34 protein-coding genes are annotated in these 24,758 nt (G+C 65.3%); 4 read left to right on the top strand and 30 right to left on the bottom strand.

Features of this window, described 5'->3' with window-relative positions; translation table 11 throughout:
• Positions 1-10: 10 nt before the first annotated feature.
• From rplQ to BLV63_RS06065, 7 genes are all read right to left on the bottom strand, one after another.
• Positions 11-550: a 50S ribosomal protein L17 gene (rplQ, locus tag BLV63_RS06095; RefSeq protein ID WP_066211474.1), complete on the bottom strand. Its 540-nt coding sequence runs from the start codon at positions 548-550 to the stop codon at positions 11-13.
• 68 nt (positions 551-618) lie between these two features.
• Positions 619-1,629 carry a DNA-directed RNA polymerase subunit alpha gene (locus tag BLV63_RS06090; RefSeq protein WP_066211477.1) on the bottom strand — a complete coding sequence of 337 codons (1,011 nt, stop codon included), beginning with the start codon at positions 1,627-1,629 and terminating at the stop codon, positions 619-621.
• 127 nt (positions 1,630-1,756) lie between these two features.
• Positions 1,757-2,158, bottom strand: coding sequence for a 30S ribosomal protein S11 (rpsK, locus tag BLV63_RS06085; protein WP_066211479.1), 402 nt, complete (start codon positions 2,156-2,158; stop codon positions 1,757-1,759).
• Between the two features lie 53 nt (positions 2,159-2,211).
• Entirely contained in the window at positions 2,212-2,589 is a 378-nt protein-coding gene (rpsM, locus tag BLV63_RS06080; RefSeq protein WP_066211481.1) for a 30S ribosomal protein S13, read from the bottom strand.
• A 178-nt stretch (positions 2,590-2,767) separates the two neighbouring features.
• The gene (gene rpmJ, locus BLV63_RS06075; RefSeq protein WP_011775570.1) at positions 2,768-2,881 is read right to left on the bottom strand and encodes a 50S ribosomal protein L36; all 114 of its coding nucleotides are present in this window, start codon (positions 2,879-2,881) and stop codon (positions 2,768-2,770) included.
• A 58-nt stretch (positions 2,882-2,939) separates the two neighbouring features.
• Positions 2,940-3,161, bottom strand: coding sequence for a translation initiation factor IF-1 (infA, locus tag BLV63_RS06070; protein ID WP_009358723.1), 222 nt, complete (start codon positions 3,159-3,161; stop codon positions 2,940-2,942).
• A 231-nt stretch (positions 3,162-3,392) separates the two neighbouring features.
• Positions 3,393-4,379: a P1 family peptidase gene (locus BLV63_RS06065; RefSeq protein WP_174521244.1), complete on the bottom strand. Its 987-nt coding sequence runs from the start codon at positions 4,377-4,379 to the stop codon at positions 3,393-3,395.
• Between the two features lie 251 nt (positions 4,380-4,630).
• On the opposite strand from BLV63_RS06065, the gene BLV63_RS06060 reads away from it, so the two are divergent.
• The 4 genes from BLV63_RS06060 to BLV63_RS06045 all read left to right on the top strand — a co-directional run bounded on the left by BLV63_RS06060 (position 4,631) and on the right by BLV63_RS06045 (position 9,661).
• Positions 4,631-5,614 carry a carbohydrate ABC transporter permease gene (locus tag BLV63_RS06060; RefSeq protein WP_082724029.1) on the top strand — a complete coding sequence of 328 codons (984 nt, stop codon included), beginning with the start codon at positions 4,631-4,633 and terminating at the stop codon, positions 5,612-5,614.
• Positions 5,611-6,480 (top strand): carbohydrate ABC transporter permease, encoded by an 870-nt coding sequence (locus tag BLV63_RS06055; RefSeq protein ID WP_066211489.1) that lies wholly within the window; start codon positions 5,611-5,613, stop codon positions 6,478-6,480. The genes BLV63_RS06060 and BLV63_RS06055 overlap by 4 nt, the downstream gene beginning before the upstream one ends.
• 85 nt (positions 6,481-6,565) lie before the next feature.
• On the top strand, positions 6,566-7,912 hold the full coding sequence (locus tag BLV63_RS06050) for an ABC transporter substrate-binding protein (RefSeq protein WP_066211493.1): 1,347 nt from the start codon (positions 6,566-6,568) through the stop codon (positions 7,910-7,912).
• Positions 7,913-8,200: 288 nt separating this feature from the next.
• Complete coding sequence (locus BLV63_RS06045) at positions 8,201-9,661, top strand: chlorohydrolase family protein (RefSeq protein ID WP_066211495.1); 1,461 nt, start codon at positions 8,201-8,203, stop codon at positions 9,659-9,661.
• Between the two features lie 126 nt (positions 9,662-9,787).
• On the opposite strand, the gene map is transcribed toward BLV63_RS06045, so the two are convergent.
• From map to rplC, 23 genes are all read right to left on the bottom strand, one after another.
• The gene (map, locus tag BLV63_RS06040) at positions 9,788-10,618 is read right to left on the bottom strand and encodes a type I methionyl aminopeptidase (RefSeq protein WP_066211497.1); all 831 of its coding nucleotides are present in this window, start codon (positions 10,616-10,618) and stop codon (positions 9,788-9,790) included.
• A gap of 127 nt (positions 10,619-10,745) precedes the next feature.
• Positions 10,746-11,339: an adenylate kinase gene (locus BLV63_RS06035; RefSeq protein WP_066211500.1), complete on the bottom strand. Its 594-nt coding sequence runs from the start codon at positions 11,337-11,339 to the stop codon at positions 10,746-10,748.
• Entirely contained in the window at positions 11,336-12,646 is a 1,311-nt protein-coding gene (secY, locus tag BLV63_RS06030; RefSeq protein WP_066211503.1) for a preprotein translocase subunit SecY, read from the bottom strand. The genes BLV63_RS06035 and secY overlap by 4 nt, the downstream gene beginning before the upstream one ends.
• A gap of 178 nt (positions 12,647-12,824) precedes the next feature.
• Complete coding sequence (rplO, locus tag BLV63_RS06025) at positions 12,825-13,313, bottom strand: 50S ribosomal protein L15 (protein ID WP_066211506.1); 489 nt, start codon at positions 13,311-13,313, stop codon at positions 12,825-12,827.
• Positions 13,313-13,519 carry a 50S ribosomal protein L30 gene (gene rpmD, locus BLV63_RS06020; protein WP_066211508.1) on the bottom strand — a complete coding sequence of 69 codons (207 nt, stop codon included), beginning with the start codon at positions 13,517-13,519 and terminating at the stop codon, positions 13,313-13,315. Before rpmD ends, rplO begins: the two co-directional genes overlap by 1 nt.
• 3 nt (positions 13,520-13,522) lie before the next feature.
• Positions 13,523-14,191, bottom strand: a complete 669-nt coding sequence (gene rpsE, locus BLV63_RS06015) for a 30S ribosomal protein S5 (RefSeq protein ID WP_174521246.1) — start codon at positions 14,189-14,191, stop codon at positions 13,523-13,525.
• Positions 14,192-14,220: 29 nt separating this feature from the next.
• A complete protein-coding gene (rplR, locus tag BLV63_RS06010) occupies positions 14,221-14,604 on the bottom strand; it encodes a 50S ribosomal protein L18 (RefSeq protein ID WP_066211516.1) in 384 nt (127 codons plus the stop codon).
• Positions 14,605-14,606: 2 nt separating this feature from the next.
• Positions 14,607-15,143 (bottom strand): 50S ribosomal protein L6, encoded by a 537-nt coding sequence (rplF, locus tag BLV63_RS06005; protein WP_066211518.1) that lies wholly within the window; start codon positions 15,141-15,143, stop codon positions 14,607-14,609.
• Positions 15,144-15,161: 18 nt separating this feature from the next.
• Positions 15,162-15,560: a 30S ribosomal protein S8 gene (rpsH, locus tag BLV63_RS06000; RefSeq protein WP_066211521.1), complete on the bottom strand. Its 399-nt coding sequence runs from the start codon at positions 15,558-15,560 to the stop codon at positions 15,162-15,164.
• A 67-nt stretch (positions 15,561-15,627) separates the two neighbouring features.
• Positions 15,628-16,206 (bottom strand): 50S ribosomal protein L5, encoded by a 579-nt coding sequence (gene rplE / locus BLV63_RS05995; protein WP_066211524.1) that lies wholly within the window; start codon positions 16,204-16,206, stop codon positions 15,628-15,630.
• Positions 16,206-16,568 carry a 50S ribosomal protein L24 gene (gene rplX / locus BLV63_RS05990; protein WP_066211529.1) on the bottom strand — a complete coding sequence of 121 codons (363 nt, stop codon included), beginning with the start codon at positions 16,566-16,568 and terminating at the stop codon, positions 16,206-16,208. The genes rplE and rplX overlap by 1 nt, the downstream gene beginning before the upstream one ends.
• A 2-nt stretch (positions 16,569-16,570) precedes the next feature.
• Positions 16,571-16,942, bottom strand: coding sequence for a 50S ribosomal protein L14 (gene rplN, locus BLV63_RS05985; RefSeq protein ID WP_066211533.1), 372 nt, complete (start codon positions 16,940-16,942; stop codon positions 16,571-16,573).
• Positions 16,943-17,246: 304 nt separating this feature from the next.
• Positions 17,247-19,517: an ATP-binding cassette domain-containing protein gene (locus tag BLV63_RS05980; RefSeq protein ID WP_066211535.1), complete on the bottom strand. Its 2,271-nt coding sequence runs from the start codon at positions 19,515-19,517 to the stop codon at positions 17,247-17,249.
• 244 nt (positions 19,518-19,761) lie between these two features.
• Complete coding sequence (rpsQ, locus tag BLV63_RS05975; protein WP_066211537.1) at positions 19,762-20,055, bottom strand: 30S ribosomal protein S17; 294 nt, start codon at positions 20,053-20,055, stop codon at positions 19,762-19,764.
• Positions 20,052-20,375: a 50S ribosomal protein L29 gene (gene rpmC / locus BLV63_RS05970; protein ID WP_066211540.1), complete on the bottom strand. Its 324-nt coding sequence runs from the start codon at positions 20,373-20,375 to the stop codon at positions 20,052-20,054. Before rpmC ends, rpsQ begins: the two co-directional genes overlap by 4 nt.
• A gap of 2 nt (positions 20,376-20,377) precedes the next feature.
• Complete coding sequence (gene rplP, locus BLV63_RS05965) at positions 20,378-20,794, bottom strand: 50S ribosomal protein L16 (RefSeq protein WP_066211542.1); 417 nt, start codon at positions 20,792-20,794, stop codon at positions 20,378-20,380.
• On the bottom strand, positions 20,795-21,598 hold the full coding sequence (rpsC, locus tag BLV63_RS05960; protein ID WP_066211544.1) for a 30S ribosomal protein S3: 804 nt from the start codon (positions 21,596-21,598) through the stop codon (positions 20,795-20,797).
• Positions 21,599-21,964 (bottom strand): 50S ribosomal protein L22, encoded by a 366-nt coding sequence (gene rplV, locus BLV63_RS05955; RefSeq protein ID WP_066211546.1) that lies wholly within the window; start codon positions 21,962-21,964, stop codon positions 21,599-21,601.
• Positions 21,965-22,002: 38 nt separating this feature from the next.
• Positions 22,003-22,284 carry a 30S ribosomal protein S19 gene (gene rpsS / locus BLV63_RS05950; RefSeq protein WP_066211549.1) on the bottom strand — a complete coding sequence of 94 codons (282 nt, stop codon included), beginning with the start codon at positions 22,282-22,284 and terminating at the stop codon, positions 22,003-22,005.
• A 12-nt stretch (positions 22,285-22,296) separates the two neighbouring features.
• Positions 22,297-23,136, bottom strand: coding sequence for a 50S ribosomal protein L2 (rplB, locus tag BLV63_RS05945; RefSeq protein WP_066211552.1), 840 nt, complete (start codon positions 23,134-23,136; stop codon positions 22,297-22,299).
• Positions 23,137-23,164: 28 nt separating this feature from the next.
• Entirely contained in the window at positions 23,165-23,470 is a 306-nt protein-coding gene (gene rplW / locus BLV63_RS05940) for a 50S ribosomal protein L23 (protein WP_066211554.1), read from the bottom strand.
• Positions 23,467-24,087 carry a 50S ribosomal protein L4 gene (gene rplD / locus BLV63_RS05935; protein WP_066211557.1) on the bottom strand — a complete coding sequence of 207 codons (621 nt, stop codon included), beginning with the start codon at positions 24,085-24,087 and terminating at the stop codon, positions 23,467-23,469. Before rplD ends, rplW begins: the two co-directional genes overlap by 4 nt.
• Positions 24,088-24,091: 4 nt before the next feature.
• Positions 24,092-24,742: a 50S ribosomal protein L3 gene (gene rplC, locus BLV63_RS05930; protein ID WP_066211560.1), complete on the bottom strand. Its 651-nt coding sequence runs from the start codon at positions 24,740-24,742 to the stop codon at positions 24,092-24,094.
• Positions 24,743-24,758 lie beyond the last annotated feature (16 nt).

The raw sequence follows: 24,758 nt of genomic DNA, 5'->3' as shown, positions 1-24,758 counted from the left end.
GGAAGGAGCCTTACTTGGCGTCCTTCTCCTCAGCTGCTTCCTCGGTGGCCTCTTCGGCGGCGGGAGCCTCGACGGTCTCCTCGACGACCTCAGTGGTCTCCTCGGCCGGAGCCTCCACAGCGGCTTCCTCGGCCGGAGCGGCCTTCTCAGCAGCCTGGGTGGCCTCGGCCACGACGGCCTGCTTGGCGGAGAGCGGCTCGAGCACGAGCTCGATCACGGCCATGGGAGCGTTGTCGCCCTTGCGGTTGCCGATCTTGGTGATACGGGTGTAGCCGCCGGGACGGTTCTCCACCTGCTTGGCGATGTCGGTGAACAGCTCGTGGACGATGCCCTTGTCGCTGATCAGGCCGAGCACGCGGCGGCGGGAAGCGAGGTCGCCACGCTTGGCGAAGGTGACCAGACGCTCGGCGTACGGCTTCAGGCGCTTGGCCTTGGTGACCGTGGTGGTGATGCGCTTGTGCTCGAAGAGCTGAGCGGCCAGGTTCGCGAGCATCAGGCGCTCGTGAGCCGGGCCACCGCCCAGGCGCGGACCCTTGGAGGGGGTAGGCATAGTTCTATCTCCTAGATGGGTGGTTTCACCGGGCCATCAACGGCCCGGGAGAACCAAAATCTGCTTTATCAGGCTTCTTCGTCGCTGAAGGTCGCGTCGTCCTCATCGATCGCGGCCGCGCGGGCGGCGAGATCGAATCCGGGAGGCGAATCCTTCAGAGAGAGACCCAGTTCAACAAGCTTGGCCTTGACCTCGTCGATGGACTTGGCACCGAAGTTCCGGATGTCCATCAGGTCGGCCTCGGAACGCGCCACGAGTTCGCCCACGGTGTGGATGCCCTCGCGCTTGAGGCAGTTGTAGGAACGGACGGTGAGGTCCAGTTCCTCGATGGCCAGCGCCATGTCGGCTGCCAGAGCAGCGTCCGTGGGCGACGGGCCGATTTCAATGCCCTCAGCGGCAACGTTGAGCTCACGGGCCAGACCGAAGAGTTCGACCAGCGTGGTGCCGGCGGAAGCGACGGCATCGCGCGGGGCGATGGACTGCTTGGTCTCGACATCGACGACGAGCTTGTCGAAGTCGGTGCGCTGCTCGACACGGGTGGCCTCCACGCGGAAGGTCACCTTCATGACGGGCGAGTAGATCGAGTCGACCGGGATACGGCCGATCTCGGAGTCGCCAGCCTTGTTCTGAGCAGCGGAGACGTAGCCACGGCCACGCTCGATGGTCAGTTCGAGCTCGAACTTGCCCTTGGAGTTCAGGGTCGCGATGTGCAGGTCCGGGTTGTGGAATTCCACGCCGGCCGGCGGAGCGATGTCCGCAGCGGTGACGACACCGGGGCCCTGCTTGCGCAGGTATGCGACGACCGGCTCATCGTGCTCGGAGGACACCGAGAGGTTCTTGATGTTCAGGATGATCTCAGTGACATCCTCCTTCACACCCGGAACAGTGGTGAACTCGTGCAGCACGCCGTCGATCCGGATGCTGGTGACAGCAGCGCCGGGGATCGAGGAGAGCAGGGTACGACGCAGGGAATTGCCGAGAGTGTAACCGAAGCCCGGCTCCAGCGGTTCGATGACGAACCGGGAGCGGTTTTCGGAAACGACCTCTTCAGTGAGGGTGGGGCGCTGTGCAATGAGCACTTATGTTTCCTTTCAGCGAGCATCCGCTATATGACGCAACACAGGTAGTGGAAATCGACGTCGTTCCGTCGGTCATGCCGTCACCGCCGCCCGAGGCGGTGATGACGGCATGACCAGGCCACTGCTACTAGACGCGGCGGCGCTTCGGCGGACGGCAGCCGTTGTGAGCGCTCGGGGTCACGTCCTGGATGGAACCGACCTCGAGGCCGGCGGCCTGCAGCGAGCGGATAGCCGTCTCGCGGCCGGAGCCCGGGCCCTTCACGAACACGTCCACCTTGCGGAGACCGTGCTCCTGCGCGCGCTTCGCGGCAGTCTCAGCAGCCATCTGCGCGGCGTACGGGGTGGACTTACGGGAGCCCTTGAAGCCGACCTCACCGGCGGAAGCCCAGGAGATCACAGCACCGGACGGGTCCGTGATGGACACGATGGTGTTGTTGAAAGTGCTCTTGATGTGCGCCTGTCCAAGCGCGATATTCTTCTTGTCCTTCTTACGCGGCTTGCGGACAGCGCCACGAGTCTTCGGGGGCATGCTTTTCTCCTACAGAAAGTTTCTTGGGAAACCTGGAGCTAAACCCGAGGGGTTTAGCGGCCGGCCTTCTTCTTGCCTGCGACGGTCCGCTTCGGACCCTTACGGGTGCGAGCGTTGGTCTTGGTGCGCTGACCGTGGACCGGCAGGCCCCTGCGGTGACGCAGACCCTGGTAGCTGCCGATCTCGACCTTGCGGCGGATGTCAGCAGCCACTTCGCGGCGAAGGTCACCCTCAACCTTGTAGTTGCCCTCGATGTAGTCACGCAGCTGAACCAGCTCAGCGTCACTGAGGTCCTTGACCCGGACGTCCGGGCTGATGCCAGTGGCAGCCAGGGTTTCCTGTGCACGGGTCTTGCCCACGCCGTAGATGTAAGTAAGCGCGATCACCAACCGCTTTTCGCGGGGGATGTCAACGCCAGCGAGACGAGCCATGTTTGGCGGTACTCCTTGATTGAACCGGAGGTCGTAGGCAGTACACCCGCAGTTTCACTGCGGCCCCAGCCTCCGACCGGGGGTTAGCTGTCCGGGCCCATTACGTCCCAGCGCAGCTTGTGCTGCCTTATCTATTACTTGCGTGGGCAAGCAGTCCAGTGTGGTCCCCGAAGGGGAATCAGCCCTGGCGCTGCTTGTGGCGCGGGTTCTCGCAGATCACCATGACCCGGCCGTTACGGCGGATCACTTTGCACTTGTCGCAGATCTGCTTGACGCTCGGCTTGACCTTCATGGCGTTCCTTTGCGTGTTTGCAGTTGTCCCCTGCCCCGGCGGACCGGGACAGCGGTCTTTACTTGTAGCGGTAGACGATACGACCCCTGGTGAGGTCGTAAGGGCTCAGCTCCACCACCACGCGGTCCTCCGGGAGGATCCTGATGTAGTGCTGACGCATCTTTCCAGAGATGTGTGCCAAGACGATGTGCTTGTTCGTCAGCTCAACACGGAACATCGCGTTGGGCAGCGCTTCGGTCACCACGCCTTCGATCTCAATGACCCCGTCCTTCTTGGCCATATCCTCCGCTAACTGTTGTGCCGGAGAGCACGGGTGTGCTCAGCAGGCAATGGGTGTTTTCCTGTGGGATCATTCCCACAGGCTGCCAGTCCATGCATTCCCACCCTGAAGTGGGCCGACCCCACACGCTCGGAAGCGCAGAGGGCATGACGGAACAGACAACCAACCATCAACTGTACGCCATCCGGTGCCAGAAGTTAAATCGGGCCATGATAGCCGTCCTTCGACGGATCACGCACCCCCATCGCCGAATGCCGGGAACGTCCCCGCCGGCGTGGTGACACCCGATGCCTGGGCGACGCCGTCGAGGATCGCGAGGCGCACGGCCTCCGCCGCGGCACTCTGCAGCCCGATCAGGAAGGCCGTCCTGGCTGCCGGATCCAGCCCGGTCCATGCCGCGGATCCACCGGTCGAGAGCGCGAAGACCGTGTCCCCGTCGGCCAGGGTGTGGCTCGGGTTCAAGGCCCTGGCCAGGCCGGCGTGCGCCGCCGTCGCGGTCCGGCGGCACTGGGCCACCTCCAGCGCGGCATTCGTCACGACGACGGCGAGCGTGGTGTTGAGCGAGCCGGCAGCGGGCGCAGCGTGAGCGTCCTTCTGCGCGCTTCCGGATTTCTCCCGGCTCGCCGCCGCGCCGGTCTCCGCCGGGAACTGCGGGACTCCCAACGCGTTGACGATCGCGAGCGCCCCGACCACGACGTCGCCGTCCAGGTGGACGGCCGACGTTCCGAGTCCGCCCTTGTACGCGCCCTGGGCGATCAGCGCACCGGCTCCTGCACCGATGGCGCCCCGCTCGACGTCGTGCCCCGGCTCACGAGATCCGGCGTCCCGCGCCGCCTGGTACCCCATCTCCAGATCGGGGCGCGCGCGGAAGTCGCCCCCGCGCCCCAGGTCGAAGATCGCGGCGGCGGGGACGATCGGCACCACGCCGCCCTGCACCGGGAAGCCCAGGCCTTGCTCCTCGCACCAGAGCTGCGCCCCGCCGGCCGAGGCGAGTCCGTAGGCGCTGCCGCCCGTCAGGACCACGGCATCGACCGTGGGGACCAGCGTGCTGGGGTCCAGGGCATCCGTCTCGTGGGTCCCGGGCCCACCGCCCCGCACATCCACCGACCCCACGGTCCCGGGAGGGGGCAGCACCACCGTGACCCCGCTCAGCCAGCCCTCGCCGATGCGTTCCGCATGGCCTACCCGCACCCCGGGCACCTCCGTGATCCGTCCCATGGCTTCATTGTCCACCTCCGGCGGTCCGGTCCGCCGCGGACGTCTCTCCGGAACGCCCTCCGGAACCGGGAGTCGCCCCTCGTTTGTGAACGCGAGGTGCCGCTCCGGTGGCCGTTCGGCGAACCGGCCCTGAAGTGTCCGGGAACTCTGCCCGGACGGCCCGGAAACCGGGGCCGCGACGCGGGCCGCTGTGGTGAAGTGAGCATGTCCTGCGCGTTCTGACGCAGGTTGGAACGACCCAGATTCCCTTGATGACTGATACTGAAATCCCCCTTGCCCAGCGCCCCGCGACGCAGGCCCCTCCCCGGGCCGCCGCCGGCGCTCCCGCCCCTCCGGCGGTGGAACGGAAACGTGGCTGGAGCCCCCGGCGCCGTCGTGACTTCCTGGTGTTCCTCGCCTTCGCAGCGCCGAACCTCCTGCTGATCGGCGTCTTCACCTACCTTCCGCTGCTGAACAACATCTACTACTCCACCCTGGACTGGACCCTCGGCTCGGCCGAGGCCACCGTGGTGGGCTTCGGCAACTACCTGGCCTTCTTCACCAGCCCGGACGCTCCGCGCGTCCTCGGGACCACCGCGGTGTTCACTGTTCTCACGGTCGGCGGCTCGATGGTCCTGGGCCTCCTGGTCGCGCTGGCCCTGAACGCCAAGGTCAAGGGCACCACCTTCGCCCGCGCCGCGGTGTTCGCCCCGTACGTCCTGTCCGGTGTCGGCGTCGGCCTGGTCTGGCTGTTCATCTTCGACCCCGGCTACGGCGTCCTGGCCTGGATCCTGCGTGGGGCCGGCCTGAAGAGCCCCGAATGGATCAACGACCCCCAGCTGGCCCTGGTCATGGTGATCGTGGTCTACATCTGGAAGAACCTCGGCTACTGCGCCGTGGTCTTCCTCGCGGGCCTGCAGTCGCTGCCCACCGAGGTGATGGAGGCCGCGTCCCTGGACGGAGCCAACGGTGCGCGGCGGTTCCTGAGCATCTCCCTGCCGCTGCTCTCCCCCACCACGTTCTTCCTGCTCATCACCACCATGATCAGCTCCCTTCAGGCCTTCGACCTGATCCGGATCATGACGCCGCTGGGCAACGGCACGAGCACGCTCATCTACGAGGCCTATCTGCAGGCCTTCGGCGCCTACAACCGCGCCGGCTACTCGGCGGCCATCTCCGTGGTGCTGTTCGCCATCCTTCTGGTGGTCACCGTCCTCCAGCTGCGTTTCGTGGAGAAGAAGGTGCACTACGCATGAGCACTCTGACCGACAGCCGCCCCGGCGCTCTCAGCCGGAAGAACCTCGTGGCCACGCTCGCGGGCGGTTACATCCCCTTGATCGTGGCCACCCTGGTGGTGTTCCTGCCTCTGCTGTGGATGGTGCTGAGCTCCTTCAAGCAGCCCGGCGAGATCGTCACCACGGACCTGAAGATCCTGCCCCAGGCGCCCACGCTGGACAACTACCACACGGCCATGACCACCGTGCCGTTCGGACAGTTCTTCCTCAACAGCGTGATCGTCACGACCGTGGGCTCCGCCATCAAGGTGAGCCTGGCCATCCTGACCGCCTACGCCCTGGTGTTCGTCCGGTTCCCGTTCAAGAACGTCGTGTTCGTGATCATCCTGGTGGCGCTCATGGTGCCGGCCCAGGTGTCGATCCTGCCGAACTACATCCTGATCGCCGGGCTGGGCGGGAAGAACACCCTGTGGGGCATCATCCTGCCGGGCCTGGGCACCGCCTTCGGCACCTTCCTGCTCCGCCAGCACTTCCTCACGCTGCCGGGTTCCATCCTGGAAGCCGCGGAGCTCGACGGCGCCGGGCACTGGCGCCGTCTCTGGCGGGTCGTGGTGCCGGTCTCCATCCCCTCGATCGCCACCGTGGGCCTCGTGACCGTGGTCAGCGAGTGGAACGACTACATCTGGCCCCTCATCATCACGGACCGCCCGGAGAGCATGACCCTTCCCGTCGGCCTGACGCTTCTCCAGAACTCGGAGAGCAACGGAGCCGGCTGGGGCATCCTCATGGCCGGCTCGGTCCTGGTCATCCTGCCCGTCCTCATCATCTTCGCCATGCTCCAGCGCTACATCGTCGCCGGCCTCACCCAGGGCAGCGTCACGGGCTGAACTCCGGCCCCACCCCGGGAGGCGCGCCTCCCCACCGGCACCACACCAGCACCATCGCACTCCAGCATCACTGAAAGGTCATCTCATGAACACGCCACTGCGCCGTCGTCAATTCCTCGGCCTCTCCGCCGCCGCGGCCGTCACCGCCGCCCTCGCCGCCTGCGGCGGTCCCTCCACCAGCGGTGGCGGGGCCTCCCAGGCCGCCGCGGACACGGACTTCAGCGGTGTGAAGCCCGCCGCGAGCTTCGACTTCTGGTCCACCCACCCGGGCAAGTCCCAGGACGTCGAGAAGCAGCTGATCGAGAAGTTCCAGGCCAAGCACCCGGACATCAAGGTCAACCTCATCACCGGCGGCAAGGACTACGAGGAGATCGCGCAGAAGTTCCAGACCGCACAGGCCGCCAAGAGCGGACTGCCGGCGCTCGTCGTCCTGTCCGACGTGTGGTGGTTCCGCTACTACATGAACAAGAGCATCATCCCGCTGGACAGCCTGATCAAGCAGCTCGACTTCAGCATGTCCGACTTCCGCGAGACCCTCGTGGCGGACTACGGCTACGACAACCAGCAGTGGGCCATGCCGTACGCCCGTTCCACCCCGCTCTTCTACTACAACAAGGACCACTTCAAGGCCGCCGGTCTCCCGGACCGCGCTCCGAAGACCTGGGCCGAGTTCGCCGAGTGGGCGCCGAAGCTCAAGGCCGCGTCGAAGGCCCAGTTCGCCTTCATGTACCCGGCGCTGGCCGGCTACGCGGGCTGGACCCTGCAGAACAACCTCTGGGGTGAGGGCGGCGGCTGGTCCAAGGACTGGGAGATCACCGCCGACTCGGACGCCAACGTCAAGGCGCTCCAGTTCGCTCAGGACTCGGTCTACAGGGACGGCTGGGCCGGCGTCTCCTCCAAGGACTCCGCGGACGACTTCGCCGCGGGCATCGCCTCCGCCACGCTGTCCTCCACGGGCTCCCTCGTGGGCGTGCTGCAGAACGCGAAGTTCAACGTGGGCGTCGGCTTCCTGCCCGGCGGCTCCGCCTCGCAGAACCCGGTCTGCCCCACCGGTGGCGCCGGCCTGGGCATCCCGGCCGGTGTGCCGAAGGACCAGCAGCTCGCCGCCGCCACGTTCCTGAAGTTCGTGACGGAGCCGGAGAACACCGCGCTCTTCTCCGCGGCCACCGGCTACATGCCCACCCGGAAGTCCGCGGACATGACGTCGGCTCTGGCCAAGACGCCTCAGATCAAGATCGCCATGGATCAGCTGGCCGTGACCCGCAAGCAGGACAACGCCCGCGTGTTCCTGCCGGGTGCGGACCAGGAGATGGCCAAGGCCGCCGCGGCGATCCTGACCCAGAAGGCCGACGTGAAGAGCAGCCTCACCACCCTGAAGGGCACTCTCGAGGGCATCTACACCAAGGACGTCAAGCCGAAGATCGCCAAGTAGGGCATTCACACTCCGGAGCACGACGACGGCGGCGGTCACCTCAGCGGTGGCCGCCGCCGTCGTCGTCGCGTCCGGGCGTCGTGGCGAGGCGCCGTAGCCTCCGGCTGCCGTGGCGGGCGCCGCAGAAACAGCACGGGCCGGCCATGAACCATGACCGGGCCTGGATTTAGCGCACCCGGGCTATGACCGGCGAAGCCCGTTGGCCCAGCGGCGCGGGGAATGCCATCCTGATCGGGCGGAGTCCCCGTCCGGTGGACCCGCACACCCTGCCATCCGAGGAGCACACGAGTGATCACCCGCATCAAGGCGGCCTTCATCATCGGCTACGCCGACGGTGACCACCGCATCCTGCCGGACGCCGAGTTGGTCCACGAGAACGACACCATCCTGTTCGTCGGCCGGGACTACTCCGGACCGGTCGACCAGGAGTTCGACGCGGGACTCTCGATCGTCTCCCCCGGTTTCATCGATCTCAACGCCCTCGCCGACATCGACCACGCGATCTTCGACTCCTGGCACGGCCCCGCCACCCGGCTCGGACTGGTCCGCTCCGAGGCGCATCTCCAGAGTTCTTCCCCCGTCTTCACCCCCGAGGAGCTTCGTTTCCGCCGCGAGTTCGCCCTGACGCAGCTCGCACTCAACGGCATCACCACCCTCATGCCGATCGCGGCGGAGAGTTATCTCGACTGGTGTGAGGACTATGAAGACCTGGCCCACTTGGCCAGGGCCGTCGAGGACATCGGCCTGCGGGCGTACCTCGGTCCCAGTTACCGCACCCACGTCCCCTGCACGGACGGGACGCGCGTGCTCCTGCACGAGGACGAGCAGCGAGGCCTGGACGGGCTGGCCGAGGCGATCCGCTTCGCCCGGGACCACGAGGGGCGGGCCGACGGCCGGATCCGGACGGCCCTGTTGCCTGCGCGGATCGAGACGCAGACGGAGAAGACACTCCGGCTCACGCGTCAGGCGGCCGACGAGTTGGGAATCCCGGTCCGGCTCCACGCCGCACAGGGGGTGTCCGAGGTGGAGACCATGATCGAACGCACCGGGATGCGCCCCCTCCCCTACCTCCACTCGATCGGCTTCCTGGCCGAGCAGACCTTCATCCCGCACGCCTGGACGGTGCCCGGGCACCGTCATATGCCTCGCGCCTACGGTGACGGCGACGACCTCGCGCTCCTCGCGGAGTCGGGGACGACCGTGGTGTTCTGCCCCATCCCTTCCGCCCACTACGGCAGCGTCCTGGAGGACTACGACACGTACCGCGCCCGCGGGATCCGGGTGGTGATGGGCACCGACTCGGCGCCGCCGAACATGATCCGTGGCCTCGACCTCGCCACGGCGATGCAGAAGACCGCCACCGGAGACCGGGCGTCGGCCCAGGCGGGCGACCTCTTCCGCTCCGCCACCCTCGATCCCGCAGAAGCCCTCGGCCGGGACGACCTCGGACGTCTCGCGACCGGCTGCCAGGCGGACTACTTCGTCCTCGACCTCACCGGACGCCATATCGGCCCGTACGCGGACCCGATCCGCACCCTGGTCCTGAACGCCGACGGCCGGGACATCTCACGGGTCGTCGTCGCAGGCCGCACCGTGGTGGAGGACCACGAGGTCGTCACCATGGACACGAGCGACCACCGCCGACGTGCGCAGGACTTCCTGAACCGCTACATGGCCTCGCTCACCGACTCCGACCACGCCCGACGCCCGCTCGAGGAACTGCTCCCCCCGAGCTTCCCGCTCGCCTGAGCGGACGGCCGCCTCCGTGCCGTGTCGAGAGGGGACGCCAGAGGCCCCTGACCAGCACGGTCAGGGGCCTCTGCGCAGCCTGTCACGGCGCCGCCGTCGCGCTTTCATACGCGACGGCGGACTGGCTCACGCCGGGATCGGCACCACGGTCACGCCGAGCTTGGACAGCTCGGAGGCGCCGCCGTCGGGTGCCGTGAGAACCCAAATGCCCTCGCGGTGGACCGCCACGGAGTGCTCCCACTGCGACGCGCGGGCGCCGTCCGTGGTGACCACGGTCCAATCGTCTTCGAGCACGGCGGTCTCGAGCCCACCGCGGACCAGCATCGGCTCGATCGCGAAGCACATGCCGGGCTTGATCTTCGGGCCACGGTGCTTGCTGCGGTAGTTCAGCACATCGGGCGCCATGTGCATCTGGGAGCCGATGCCGTGTCCGCAGTAGTCCTCCAGGATGCCCAGCGGCTTGCCCTTCTGCGAGGAGACGTAGTCGTCGATGGCGTCGCCGATGTCCCCCACGTACTTGGCGGTGGCCAGGGCCGCGATGCCGTGCCACATGGCCATACGGGTGACCTCCGAGAGGCGCTCGTCCTCCGGGTCCCCCTCGCCCACGATCACGGTGCGCGCGGAGTCGGCGTTCCAGCCGCGCACGATGCAGCCGCCGTCGATCTTCACCACATCGCCCGGCTCCAGAACCCGCGGTCCGGGGATGCCGTGCACCACCTCATCGTTGACCGAGGCGCAGATGTGCTTCGGGTAGCCGTGGTACCCCAGGAAGTTGTACTGGGCGCCCGCCTCGTCCACCACGGCGGCGAAGACGGCGTCCAGCTCATCGGTCGTGACACCCGGCGCGACGGCGGCCACGGCCGCGTCCAGGGCGCGGCTGAGGAGCTCACCCGCCTCCTGCATGATGCGCATCTGAGCGTTGGTCTTGTATTCGATCCGGGGAGAGTGGAATGCCACAGGTCTTCCTTCGGTTCCGGCCGCGTCTCACGGCCCTCGGGGCTACTGGCTTCCGCGTCGCCTCCCAGGAGGCTGTCGGCGGAAAAGTCATGCCCCCGGAGAGTGTCCGGGGGCATGGCTGGGATTTCTAGGCGCTGGCGGCTTCGTCCGCCACGGCCTCCGCGATGGCGGCCATCACGCGATCCGTGACCTCGTCGATGGCTCCGATGCCATCCACGCGGCGGAGGATCCCGCGTTCGGCGTACTTGCCCACCACGGCTTCGGTCTGCTCGTGGTAGAGATCCAGGCGGTGGCGGATGACGGTCTCGTTGTCGTCGCTGCGGCCCGTCTCCAGGGCCCGGCCCAGCAGGCGGGTGACGAGCTCCTCGTCGTCCGCGGTCAGCTGGAGCACCACGTCCAGGCGGGTGCCGGACTCGGAGAGGATCTGGTCCAGCTCGTCCACCTGCGCCACAGTGCGCGGGTAGCCGTCGAGCAGGAAGCCCTCCGCCACGTCGTCCTGGCCCAGCCGGTCACGGACCATGCGGTTGGTGACCGAGTCCGGGACGAAGTCCCCGGCGTCCATGTACTTCTTGGCTTCCAGGCCCAGCGGGGTCTCGCCTTTGACGTTGGCGCGGAAGATGTCGCCGGTGGAGATGGCCACCACACCGAGACGATCGGAGATCCGCTCGGCCTGCGTTCCCTTGCCGGAGCCGGGAGGACCGATAATCAGCATTCTTGTCATCGCAAGAGCCCTTCGTAGTGCCGTTGTTGAAGCTGCGCGTCGATCTGCTTCACCGTCTCCAGTCCGACACCGACCATGATGAGGATCGAGGTGCCGCCGAAGGGGAAGTTCTGGTTGGCCTGGACCAGGACCAGGGCCACCAGCGGGATGAGCGCAACAATGCCGAGGTACAGCGCACCTGGCAGGGTGATCCGGGACAGCACGTACTGCAGGTACTCAGCAGTGGGACGGCCTGCCCGGATACCGGGAATGAAGCCACCGTACTTCTTCATGTTGTCCGAGACCTCTTCAGGGTTGAAGGTGATCGAGACGTAGAAGTAGGTGAAGAAGATGATCAGCAGGAAGTACACCGCCATGTAGAACGGGTGATCACCCTTGGTGAGGTTGTTGTTGATCCACACGACCCAGTCCGGGACGGGACGGCCGTCCGTGGGGGTGTTGAACTGTGCGATCAGCGCCGGCAGGTACAGGATGGACGACGCGAAGATCACGGGGATCACGCCGGCCATGTTGACCTTGATCGGGATGTAGGTGGTGGTGCCACCCACGGTCCGGCGCCCCACCATGCGCTTGGCATACTGGACGGGGATGCGGCGCTGGGACTGCTCCACGAAGACCACGAGGGCGACCGTCAGGAGACCGACCAGCAGGACGGCGATGAACGTGCCCCAGCCCTTGGCGCCGATGATGCCGTTCATGGCAGGCACGAAGCCGGCGGCGATGGAGGTGAAGATCAGCAGGGACATGCCGTTGCCGATGCCCTTTTCCGTCACGAGCTCGCCCATCCACATGATGAGGCCGGTGCCCGCGGTCAGGGTGATGATCAGCAGGATCGTCGTGATGATGCTGTTGTCCGGGATCAGCGGCAGGGCACAGCCCTGGAACAGCTGACCGGAACGGGCCAGAGACACCAGCGTGGTGGCGTTCAGGAGGCCCAGGGCGATCGTCAGATACCGCGTGTACTGCGTGAGCTTGGTCTGCCCGGAGGCGCCTTCCTCATACAGTTCCTGGAACCGAGGGATCACGACGCGCAGCAGCTGAACGATGATGCTGGCGGTGATGTACGGCATGATGCCCAGCGCGAAGATGGAGACCTGAAGCAGGGCGCCACCCGAGAACATGTTCACCATCTGCTGCAGGCTGCTGTTGCCCTGCGTCAGCTGGAGACACTGCTGAACGTTGTTATAGCTCACACCCGGTGCCGGGATGAACGCGCCGAGCCGGAAGATCGTGACGATGCCAAGAGTGAACAGCAACTTGCGTCGCAAGTCAGGGGTCCTGAAGGCACGGCCGAATGCGCTGAGCAAGCGTCCTCCTGAGGGATCTGTGAGGTAAAGGAGAGTGGGTTCCTGGTTGAACCCGACATCAGAGTCTAACCGTTGTGTCGGTCAGCCCCGTAATTCGTCGCGAATGCAGGAACTCCCGGCACCCGGACAGCTGTCCGGGTGCCGGGAGTTCTCAGATCGCGTTCAGCGGTTCCGGCTCTCAGAGAGCGGTGACGGAACCACCGGCGGCCTGGATCTTCTCAGCCGCGCTGGCGGAGAAGGCATCCACGGTCACATCGACCTTGACGGTGATGTCACCAGAGCCGAGCACCTTGACGGGCTGGTTCTTGCGAACCGCGCCCTTGGCGACCAGGTCGGCCACCGTCACGGTGCCACCCTCCGGGAAGAGCTCGGAGAGACGGTCAAGGTTGACCACCTGGAACTCGACACGGAACGGGTTCTTGAAGCCGCGAAGCTTCGGCAGGCGCATGTGCAGCGGCAGCTGGCCACCGGCGAAGCCGGCCTTGACCTGGTAGCGCGCCTTGGTGCCCTTGGTACCACGACCGGCGGTCTTACCCTTGGAGCCTTCACCACGGCCCACACGGGTCTTCGCGGTCTTGGCGCCAGCGGCGGGACGCAGGTGGTGGATCTTCAGAGCGTGCTGCTTCTCTTCGGTCGCTGCAGGCTCAGCAGTCTTCTTCTCAGCCATTACTTCGCCTCCTTGACCTCTACGAGGTGCGGAACCGTGTTGAGCATGCCCACGGTCACGGCATCAGCGGAACGGACCACGGAGTGGCCGATGCGCTTGAGACCGAGAGAGCGGAGCGTGTCACGCTGGTTCTGCTTGGCGCCGATGACGCCCTTGATCTGGGTGATTTCCAACTGAGCGTCGGACGGAGTCAGGTTCTTTGCCATGGCTCAGGCACCTGCCTTCTGGTTGTTCAGAGCACGCACCAGAGCTGCGGGAGCAACCTCGTCCAGCGGCAGGCCACGACGAGCGGCAACAGCTGCCGGCTCCTCGAGCTGACGCAGAGCCTCAACGGTCGCGTGAACGATGTTGATGGCGTTGGAGGAGCCCAGCGACTTGGACAGCACGTCGTGGATGCCGACGCACTCCAGCACGGCACGCACCGGACCACCGGCGATAACACCGGTACCCGGGGAAGCCGGACGGAGCATCACGACACCAGCGGCGGCTTCGCCCTGGACGCGGTGCGGGATGGTGCTGCCGACGCGCGGGACGCGGAAGAAGGACTTCTTAGCCTCTTCAACACCCTTGGCGATGGCAGCGGGGACTTCGCGAGCCTTGCCGTAACCAACACCGACCATGCCGTTGCCATCGCCGACCACCACGAGGGCGGTGAAGCTGAAGCGGCGGCCACCCTTGACCACCTTGGCGACACGGTTGATGGTTACAACACGCTCAACGAACTGGCTCTTCTCGGCCTCGCGGGCGTCACGGCCACGGCCACCACGCTCGCCACGGCCACCACGTTCGCCGCGCTCACCACGACGGCCGCCACGGCGGTTGTCGTTGTTGGCAGCCTCAGTGGTTTCAGTTGCAACAGCGGCTGCAGCTTCAGTCACCTGGGTTTCCTTTTCGTTGTTCACTTCGGTCACAGCGCCAGACCACCTTCGCGAGCACCGTCAGCGACGGCGGCGATGCGGCCGTGGTACTTGTTGCCACCGCGGTCGAAGACCACGGCCTCAACACCGGCTGCCTTGGCACGCTCGGCGACCAGTTCACCAACGCGCTTGGCCTTGGCGGTCTTGTCACCTTCGAACGCACGCAGATCGGCTTCCATGGTGGAGGCCGAGGCGAGGGTCTTTGCCACGGTGTCATCCACGACCTGCACGAAGATGTGACGGGCCGAACGGTTGACGATGAGGCGCGGACGAGCCGGGGTACCGGAGATGCGCTTGCGGATACGCAGCTGACGACGGCTACGGGCCGAGGTCTTGTTCTTGCTGTTGCGCTTCTTGTTAATGCTGATGGCCATGGTTACTTACCAGCCTTTCCGACCTTGCGGCGGATGATTTCGCCGGCGTAACGGATGCCCTTGCCCTTGTAGGGGTCGGGCTTGCGCAGCTTGCGGATGTTGGCAGCGACTTCGCCGACCTGCTGCTTGTCAATGCCGGCAACAGAGAGCTTGGTCGGGCCTTCAACGGCAAACGTGATGCCGGCGGGAGCGACGACGCTGACCGGGTGGCTGTAGCCCAGAGCGAACTCCAGGTCAGAACCCTTGGCCTGCACACGGTAACCCGTGCCGACGATTTCCAGCTTCTTCTCGTAGCCCTTGGTCACGCCGTCGATCATGTTGGCGATCAGGGTACGGGTCAGGCCGTGCAGCGAGCGAGCAGTGCGCTCGTCGTTCGGGCGGGTCACGGAGATCGTGCCCTCTTCCAGGGCCACCTCGATGGGGCTGGCCACGGTGTGGCTCAGTTCGCCCTTGGCACCCTTAACGGTGACAACGGCTCCATCGATCTTGACCTCAACGCCAGCCGGAACGGTGATGGGGAGACGTCCAATACGCGACATTCTTCTCTTCCTTTCCCGTTACCAGACGTACGCGAGGACTTCGCCGCCCACGCCCTTCTTGCCGGCCTGCTTGTCAGTCAGGAGGCCGGAAGAGGTGGACAGGATAGCGATACCCAGGCCACCCAGCACGTGCGGCAGGTTGGTGGACTTCGCGTAAACGCGCAGACCGGGCTTGGAGATACGGCGGACGCCAGCGATGGAACGCTCGCGGCTCGGACCGAACTTAAGGGTGATGGTCAGCGTCTTGCCGACGCGTGCCTCTTCTTCCTTCCAGTCCGAGATGTAACCCTCGGCCTTCAGGATGTCGGCGACGCGGGCCTTCAGCTTGGAGTACGGCATCGACACGGTGTCGTGGTACGCCGAGTTTGCATTGCGCAGACGGGTCAGCATGTCTGCGACGGGATCAGTCATGGTCATGAGGGCTCATGCCCTTCCTCGTACCGGTTTCCACGGGCGGAGCCAGTGGACCTTTTACGTAGTTGGATTAGTCTTCGGTCTTGAACGGGAAGCCGAGGTGCTTGAGCAGCGCGCGGCCTTCCTCGTCGGTCTTCGCGGTGGTGACAACCGTGATGTCCATACCACGGACGCGGTCGATGGCGTCCTGGTCGATCTCGTGGAACATGACCTGCTCCGTGAGACCGAAGGTGTAGTTGCCGTTACCGTCGAACTGCTTGCCGTTCAGGCCGCGGAAGTCGCGGATACGGGGCAGTGCGAGGGTGACCAGACGATCCAGGAATTCCCACATGCGGTCGCCACGCAGCGTCGCGTGGGCGCCGATCGGCATACCCTCACGCAGCTTGAACTGGGCGATGGACTTGCGGGCCTTGGTGACCTGGGGCTTCTGACCGGTGATCGCGGTCAGGTCGCGGACGGCGCCGTCGATCAGCTTGGAATCCTTGGCGGCGTCACCGACACCCATGTTCACGACGACCTTCACAAGGCGCGGAACCTGGTTGACGTTCTCGTACTCGAACTCATCCTGCAGGGACTGCTTGATGTTCTCGGCGTACTTGGTCTTCAGACGCGGGACGATCTTCACCGGAGTCTCGAGGGTCTCAGTCATTAGATGTCCTTCCCGGAGGCCTTGGCGACGCGGATGCGCACTTCGCGCTCCACACCATCGCGCTCAACCTTCTCGACACGGAAACCGACGCGGGTCGGCTTCTTGGTGGACGGATCCACCAGAGCGACGTTCGACAGGTGGATCGGGGCCTCGACGACCTCGATGCCACCGGTGTTGGTGCCGCGCTGGGTCTGGCCGGCCTTCACGTGCTTGGTGACACGGTTGATGCCCTCAACCAGAACGCGGTTGGATTCCGGGAACACACGCAGGACCTTGCCCTGCTTGCCACGGTCTCCACCACGGGACTGACGAGCGCCGGTGATGACCTGGACGAGATCGCCCTTCTTGATCTTTGCACCCATAGTTACAGCACCTCCGGGGCCAGCGAGACGATCTTCATGAACTTCTTGTCGCGAAGCTCGCGGCCAACCGGGCCGAAGATACGGGTGCCGCGGGGCTCCCCGTCCGTGTTCTTCAGGATCACGGCTGCGTTCTCATCGAACTTGATGTAGGAACCGTCCGGACGACGGCGCTCCTTACGGGTGCGGACGACGACAGCCTTGACGACGTCGCCCTTCTTCACGTTTCCGCCAGGGATAGCGTCCTTGACGGTGGCGACGATGACGTCGCCGATGCCTGCGTAGCGGCGACCGGATCCACCGAGAACGCGGATGGTCAAGATTTCCTTGGCACCCGTGTTGTCGGCGACCTTAAGCCGCGACTCCTGCTGAATCAATGTTTACTCCTTGCGTCGCGCCGGTTCTCACGCTGAAATACTGCATACAGTGCGAGCCTTGCGGAACGGTTGTTGGGGTGTCTCTGCCCTGCCTGGATTTTGCCAGCACAGGGTTAAACCCTCGTTCCAGACGCATCTGGGCCCCCTGGCCGGGGACCGGCCCTGAGGCAGTATGCACTGGCACGATGGTTTACGAGGATCTGTTCGGGCGCACGACGCACCCATACAAGCTCAATATCCTAGCACAGCGGAGGCGCGCCCCACGAACCGGGATCCCGTGCGAATGCCGGGATCCCGGGGTGTTTCAGGCCACGTACGCCTTGAGATAGCGGCCGGTGAGGCTGTCCGAGTCCGCCAGGGCCTCGGGGGTGCCCTCGAAGACCACCGTGCCGCCGTCGTGGCCGGCGCCCGGGCCCATGTCGATCACCCAGTCGGCATGGGCGACCACGCCGAGATGATGCTCGATCACCACCACGGTGTTGCCTTCATCCACCAGCTGATCCAGCAGACCGAGCAGGTTCTCGACGTCGGCCAGGTGCAGGCCCGTCGTCGGCTCATCCAGGATGAACACCCCGGCGTCGCTGCCCATGTGCGTGGCGAGCTTGATCCGCTGCCGTTCACCGCCGGAGAGGGTGGAGAGCGACTGTCCGAGGGTGATGTATCCCAGACCGACCCTCGCCAGTCGCTCCAGGATGGGCCGGGCTTTCGGCACCGCGAGCCGCTCCAGCGCCTCCTCGACACTCAGCCGCATCACTTCGTAGATGTTGAGTCCGCCCAGGCGGTACTCCAGGACCTCGTCCGTGAAGCACTTGCCGCCGCAGTCCTCACAGAGCGTTCCCACTGGAGCCATGCCGGGGATCTCGGTGAAGGTCTCCCCCGCGCCCTTGCAGGTGGGGCAGGCGCCTTCCGAGTTGGCGGAGAACAAGGCAGGTTTGGTGCCGGTGGCCTTGGCAAAAGCCGCCCTGATGTGGTCCAGCGCCCCGGTGTACGTGGCCGGATTGGAACGGCGCGAACCGCGGATGGCGGACTGATCCACCACGTGCACGCCGTCCCGCTTGCCGAGCGCCCCGTGGATGAGCGAGCTCTTCCCCGAACCGGCCACGCCCGTGACGGCGCACAGCACCCCGGTGGGCACATCCACGTCCACGTCGCGCAGATTGTGCGTGTTCGCGCCGCGGATCTCCAGGGCTCCGGTCGCAGTCCGCACCGACTCCTTGAAGGGAACCCGTGAGCCGACGTGCTGTCCGGTGAGGGTCTGAGCCGAGGAGAGATCCTCGAAGCTGCCCTGGAAGACGATCTCGCCGCCGTGGATGCCTGCTTTGGGCCCGATGTCGACGATGTGGTCGGCGATCGCCATGACCTCCGGCTTGTGCTCGACCACCAGGATCGTGTTGCCCTTGTCCCGCAGGCTTCGCAGCAGGTCGTTCATCCGGGCGATGTCATGGGGATGGAGGCCCACGGTCGGCTCATCAAAGACATAGGTGACGTCCGAGAGCGGCGACCCGAGGTGCCGGACCATCTTCACCCGCTGAGCCTCTCCCCCGGACAGGGTGGAGGAAGCCCGGTCCAGACTGAGGTACCCGAGACCGATGTCGACGAGGGCCTGCAGGGTGCCGAGCAGGTTCGAGATCACCGGCGCCACGGAAGGCTCGTCAACACCCCGCAGGAACTCGATCAGGTCCGTGACCTGAATCTGCGCGCACTCGGCGATGTTCCGTCCACCGATCCGGCTGGCCAACGCTTCCTGGTTGAGGCGGCCACCGTGGCACAGCGGGCATTCCGCGAAGGTGGCGGCCCGTTCCAGGAAAGCCTTGATGTGTGCCTGTTTTGGCTCCTTCCCACCGGCCAGGTAGCTCTGCCGGATCCGGGTCTCCAGCCCGAGGAACGTCATGTTGACGTTGTCCATCTTGACCTTGACGGCCGGCGAGCGGAGCAGGAAGTCGAGCGTCTCCGGATCGTAGTCCTTCACGGGCAGATCCGGATCGAACCGTCCGGTCCCGAGGAGCACCTTGATCAGCCACCCGTCCACCGTGAAGCCCGGCACTTTGATGGCGCCCTGGGACAAGGACAGGGACCGGTCGAGCAGAACGTCCACGTCCAGCGCGGAGATCTCCCCCGCGCCCTCACACTCCGGGCACATCCCTTCCGCCAGGTTGAACGAGTACTTCCCGGCGTGACCGGCGCTCGGCACCCCCACCCGGGAGAAGATGATCCGCAGCAGGGCATGGGCATCCGTGACGGTCCCCAGGGTCGAACGCGAGTTGCTGCCCATCCGTTCCTGGTTCACCACGATCGCCGCGGAGAGGTTCTCCAGCTCGTCCACGTCCGGCCGCGGCAGGCTCGGCATGAAGGACTGGACGAAGGTCGTGTAAGTCTCGTTGATGAGACGCTGCGCCTCGGCCGCGATGGTTCCGAAGACCAGGGAGCTCTTGCCCGAGCCGGACACCCCGGTGAACACCGTGATCCGCCGCTTGGGCAGATCCAGCGAGACGTCCTGAAGGTTGTTCTCGCGCGCGCCGCGCACCTTGATCAGGCCGTGCGAATCGGCGGCATGGCGGGCAAGGTCAGTCGGCATGAGTCACCTCAGGATCATCGGCGGGGCGCTCCCCCGCGCACTGAGGACAGAATACCTGCCGCCTCCGACATCCCCGCCGGCGCCCGATGGACGCGTGACGCCGTGCGGCCAGGCCGCCGTCGTCGTTCGCCTTCTGCACGGTGCACGCAGCCGTTGCCGCGGACCGGAGAAAGCGGAAGACCCCCGCGCCCAGAAGGGAGCAGGGGTCTTCTCGTTGCTCAGTGGAGCAATCAAGCGGCCGGTCTTACTTGGCGCGCTCGATGACCTCCACCAGACGCCAGCGCTTGGTGGCGGAGAGCGGACGGGTCTCGGCGAGGAGAACCAGGTCGCCGATGCCGGCGGTGTTCTCTTCGTCGTGAGCCTTGATCTTGGACGTACGACGGATGACCTTACCGTACAGAGCGTGCTTCACACGGTCCTCGACCTCGACGACGATGGTCTTCTCCATCTTGTCGGAGACCACGTAGCCGCGACGCGTCTTGCGGTAACCGCGCTGCTGCGCAGCAGTTTCCGTCACGTTCTGATCCTTTTCACTCACTTGGCGTCCTCCTCGGTAGCTGCGGCCTCAACGGCCTCGGCCTTCTTGGAAGACTTCTTGGCCTTCTTCTCTTCCTTGGCCTCGACCACCGGAGCGGGTTCCGGGCGAATGCCCAGCTCGCGCTCACGCAGGACCGTGTAGATGCGAGCGATGTCGCGCTTCACGGCCTTGAGTCGGCCATGGCTCTCCAGCTGACCAGTGGCGGACTGGAAACGCAGGTTGAACAGCTCTTCCTTGGCCTTACGGAGTTCAGCAACCAGACGCTCGCTGTCGAAACCGTCAAGCTGTGCCGGGGCCAGATCCTTGGATCCAACTGCCATTTCTATTCACCACCTTCGCGACGCACAATGCGTGCCTTCAACGGGAGCTTGTGGATTGCCAGGCGCAGTGCCTCGCGGGCCACTTCTTCATTCACACCGGAGAGTTCGAAGAGAACCCGTCCCGGCTTGACGTTGGCCACCCACCACTCGGGGGAACCCTTACCGGAACCCATGCGGGTTTCGGCAGGCTTCTTGGTCAGGGGGCGGTCCGGGTAGATGTTGATCCAGACCTTACCGCCACGCTTGATGTGACGGGTCATGGCGATACGCGCAGATTCGATCTGGCGGTTCGTCACGTAGGCCGGGGTCAGCGCCTGGATACCGAACTCACCGAAGGTGACCTCGGTGCCACCGGTGGCAGCGCCGGAACGACCCGGGTGGTGCTGCTTACGGTGCTTGACTCGACGTGGGATCAGCATTTAAGCCTGTCCTCCTTCTGCTGCTTCAGCAGCCGGTGCCTCGGCAGCCGGAGCTGCGTCGGCGGCCGGACGCTCGTTGCGACGACGACGGTCGCCACCGGGGCGGCCGGGACGCTCGTTGCGGCCACGGGACGGGGCTGCAGCCTGCTGTGCAGCAAGCTCCTTCGCGGTCACATCGCCCTTGTAGATCCAGACCTTCACGCCGATGCGGCCGAAGGTGGTCTTGGCCTCGTAGAAGCCGTAGTCGATGTTGGCGCGCAGGGTGTGCAGCGGCACACGACCTTCGCGGTAGAACTCCGAGCGGGACATTTCAGCGCCACCCAGACGACCGGAGCAAGCGACACGGATGCCCTTGGCGCCAGCGCGCTGCGCGGACTGCATGGCCTTCTTCATCGCGCGGCGGAAAGCCACGCGGGAAGAGAGCTGCTCGGCGATGCCCTGGGCCACCAGCTGAGCTTCGATCTCGGGGTTCTTGACCTCGAGGATGTTCAGCTGAACCTGCTTGCCCGTGAGCTTCTCCAGCTCGCCGCGGATGCGGTCTGCTTCAGCACCACGACGGCCGATCACGATACCCGGACGGGCGGTGTGGATGTCCACACGCACGCGGTCACGAGTACGCTCGATCTCGACCTTGGCGATGCCGGCGCGCTCCATGCCGGTGGTCATGAGCTCGCGGATCTTGACGTCCTCACGGACGAAGTCCTTGTAGCGCTGACCGGGCTTGTTGCTGTCCGCGAACCAGTGCGAGATGTGATTGGTGGTGATGCCGAGTCGGAACCCGTTCGGGTTTACTTTCTGTCCCACTTAGCGGGCCTCCTCGTTCTCCGGGGTAGCGACAACCACGGTGATGTGGCTGGTGCGCTTCTTGATCTGGAAGGCACGACCCTGGGCACGCGGCTGGAACCGCTTCATGGTCGGACCCTCATCAACGAATGCCTCGCTGATGTACAGATCACCTTCGTCAAACGCGACGCCGTCACGGTCCGCGAGGACACGGGCGTTCGCGATGGCGGACTGAACTACCTTGTAGACCGGCTCCGAAGCTGCCTGCTCAGCAAACTTCAGGATCGCCAGAGCCTCATTCGCCTGCTTGCCACGAACAAGGTTGACGACGCGCCGGGCCTTCATAGGCGTTACGCGGATGTGACGCGCAATAGCCTTGGCTTCCATTGCTTTCCTTCTCTCGTCTTAAGACCGAGGTCAGGCGCCTAGCGGCGCTTGCCCTTGCGGTCGTCCTTCACGTGGCCGCGGAAAGTCCGCGTCGGGGCGAATTCGCCGAGCTTGTGCCCGACCATCGACTCCGTGATGAAAACCGGCACGTGCTTGCGTCCGTCGTGCACGGCGATCGTGTGACCCAGCATGTCCGGGATGATCATCGAGCGACGGGACCACGTCTTGATGACGTTCTTGGTGCCCTTTTCGTTCTCCTTGGCGACCTTCACGAAGAGGTGCTGGTCAACGAAAGGACCTTTCTTCAGGCTGCGTGGCATGTTTCCAGGCTCCTATCGCTTGTTCTTGCCGGTACGACGACGACGCACAATGAGCTTGTCGCTTTCCTTGTTGGGGCGGCGGGTGCGACCCTCAGGCTTGCCGTTCGGGTTGACCGGGTGACGGCCACCAGAAGTCTTGCCTTCACCACCACCATGCGGGTGGTCAACCGGGTTCATGGCCACACCACGCACGGTCGGGCGGACGCCCTTCCAGCGCATACGGCCGGCCTTGCCCCAGTTGATGTTCGACTGCTCGGCGTTGCCGACCTCGCCGACGGTGGCGCGGCAGCGCACGTCGACGTTGCGGACTTCACCGGACGGAAGACGCAGCTGGGCGAAACGGCCTTCACGGGCGACGAGCTGCACGGAGGCGCCGGCGGAGCGGGCCATCTTGGCGCCGCCACCGGGGCGGAGCTCAACTGCGTGGATCACGGTACCGACCGGGATGTTACGCAGCGGCAGGTTGTTGCCGGGCTTGATGTCAGCGTTCGGACCCGACTCCACGATGTCGCCCTGGGAGAGCTTGTTGGGAGCGATGATGTAACGCTTGGTGCCATCAACGTAGTGCAGGAGCGCGATGCGAGCCGTACGGTTGGGGTCGTACTCGATGTGCGCGACCTTGGCGTTCACGCCGTCCTTGTCGTGACGACGGAAGTCGATCACGCGGTACTGGCGCTTGTGGCCACCACCCTTGTGACGGGTGGTGATACGACCGGTGTTGTTGCGGCCACCGCTCTTGGTGAGCGGACGCAGCAGCGACTTTTCCGGAGTCGAGCGAGTTACTTCGCTGAAGTCGGCCACGCTCGAGCCACGACGGCCCGGGGTGGTCGGCTTGTAATTGCGGATTGCCATAATTTATTCCTCGTTAAAGTGGTCTCCGCTACGCGAGCGGACCGCCGAAGATGTCGATGGTGCCTTCCTTCAGGGTGACAATCGCGCGCTTGGTGCTCTTGCGCTGCCCCCATCCGAACTTGGTGCGCTTGCGCTTACCGGCACGGTTGATGGTGTTGATCGTGTCGACCTTGACGGAGAAGATCTTCTCCACGGCCAGCTTGATCTCGGTCTTGTTCGAGCGGGGGTCCACCAGGAAGGTGTACTGACCCTCGTCGATCAGGCCGTAGCTCTTTTCGGAGACCACGGGCGCGAGAATGACGTCACGCGGGTCCTTGTTGAAGACGGCGCTCACTTGGCTTCCTCCACGGTCTTGTTGTCCTTACCGGCAACGAAGGCGTCGAAGGCGTCCTTGGTGAAGATCACGTCGTCGGAGATCAGCACATCGTAGGTGTTGAGCTGGTCGACGTACAGAACGTGAACCTCGACGAGGTTGCGCACGGACAGTGCAGCAACATCGTTGGCGCGGTCGATCACCACGAGCAGGTTCTTGCGGTCGGAGATCGCCTTCAGCGCGGCGCGTGCGTCCTTGGTGCTCGGCGTGGTGCCGGAAACCAGGGACTCCACCACGTGGATGCGACCGTTACGAGCGCGGTCGGAGAGGGCGCCACGGAGAGCAGCAGCCTTCATCTTCTTGGGGGTGCGCTGCGAGTAGTCACGCGGGGTCGGGCCGTGGACGACGCCACCACCGGTCATGTGAGGAGCACGGACGGAACCCTGACGGGCGCGGCCGGTACCCTTCTGCTTGAACGGCTTGCGACCGGCGCCGGCGACTTCGCCGCGGGACTTGGTCTTGTGAGTGCCCTGACGAGCAGCAGCGAGCTGCGCGACGACGACCTGGTGCAGCAGCGGCACGTTGGTCTGAACGTCGAAGATCTCGGCGGGCAGGTCAACCTTGATGGTGTTGGCCATGGTACTAGGCTCCCTTCACGGCGGTGCGTACGAGGACGACCGAGCCGCGGGCGCCGGGAACGGCACCCTTGATCAGGAGCAGCGACTTCTCAGCGTCGACACCGTGAACCGTGAGGTTCAGCGTGGTGTGACGGACATTGCCCATGCGGCCGGCCATTTTCAGGCCCTTGAAGACGCGGCTCGGGGTGGATGCGCCACCGATGGAACCGGGCTTGCGGTGGTTCTTGTGAGCACCGTGGGAAGCACCGACACCGGAGAAGCCGTGACGCTTCATGACACCGGCGAAGCCCTTGCCCTTGGTGGTGCCGACGACGTCGATCTTCTGACCGGCTTCGAAGAGCTCCACGGAGAGCTGCTGGCCGAGCTCGTAGCTCTCGGCGTCAGCGGTGCGCAGTTCGACGACGTGACGGCGCGGGGTGACACCGGCCTTCTCGAAGTGGCCGGCGAGCGGCTTGGTGACCTTGCGCGGATCGATCTGGCCGAAGCCGATCTGAACCGCGGTGTAGCCGTCCTTGTCTGCGTTACGCAGCTGGGTGACGACGTTGGAGTCGGCCTGGACGACGGTCACGGGGATGAGCTTGTTGTTCTCATCCCAAACCTGGGTCATGCCGAGCTTCGTGCCCAGCAGGCCCTTAACGTTGCGGGTTGCGGTCATAGTCTCTCAGCACCTC

It is taken from the genome of Arthrobacter woluwensis, assembly GCF_900105345.1.
GTDB lineage: Bacteria > Actinomycetota > Actinomycetes > Actinomycetales > Micrococcaceae > Arthrobacter_E > Arthrobacter_E woluwensis.
The sequence above is the reverse complement of the archived record's forward strand: the minus strand, read 5'-3'. Positions and strand labels throughout refer to the sequence as shown.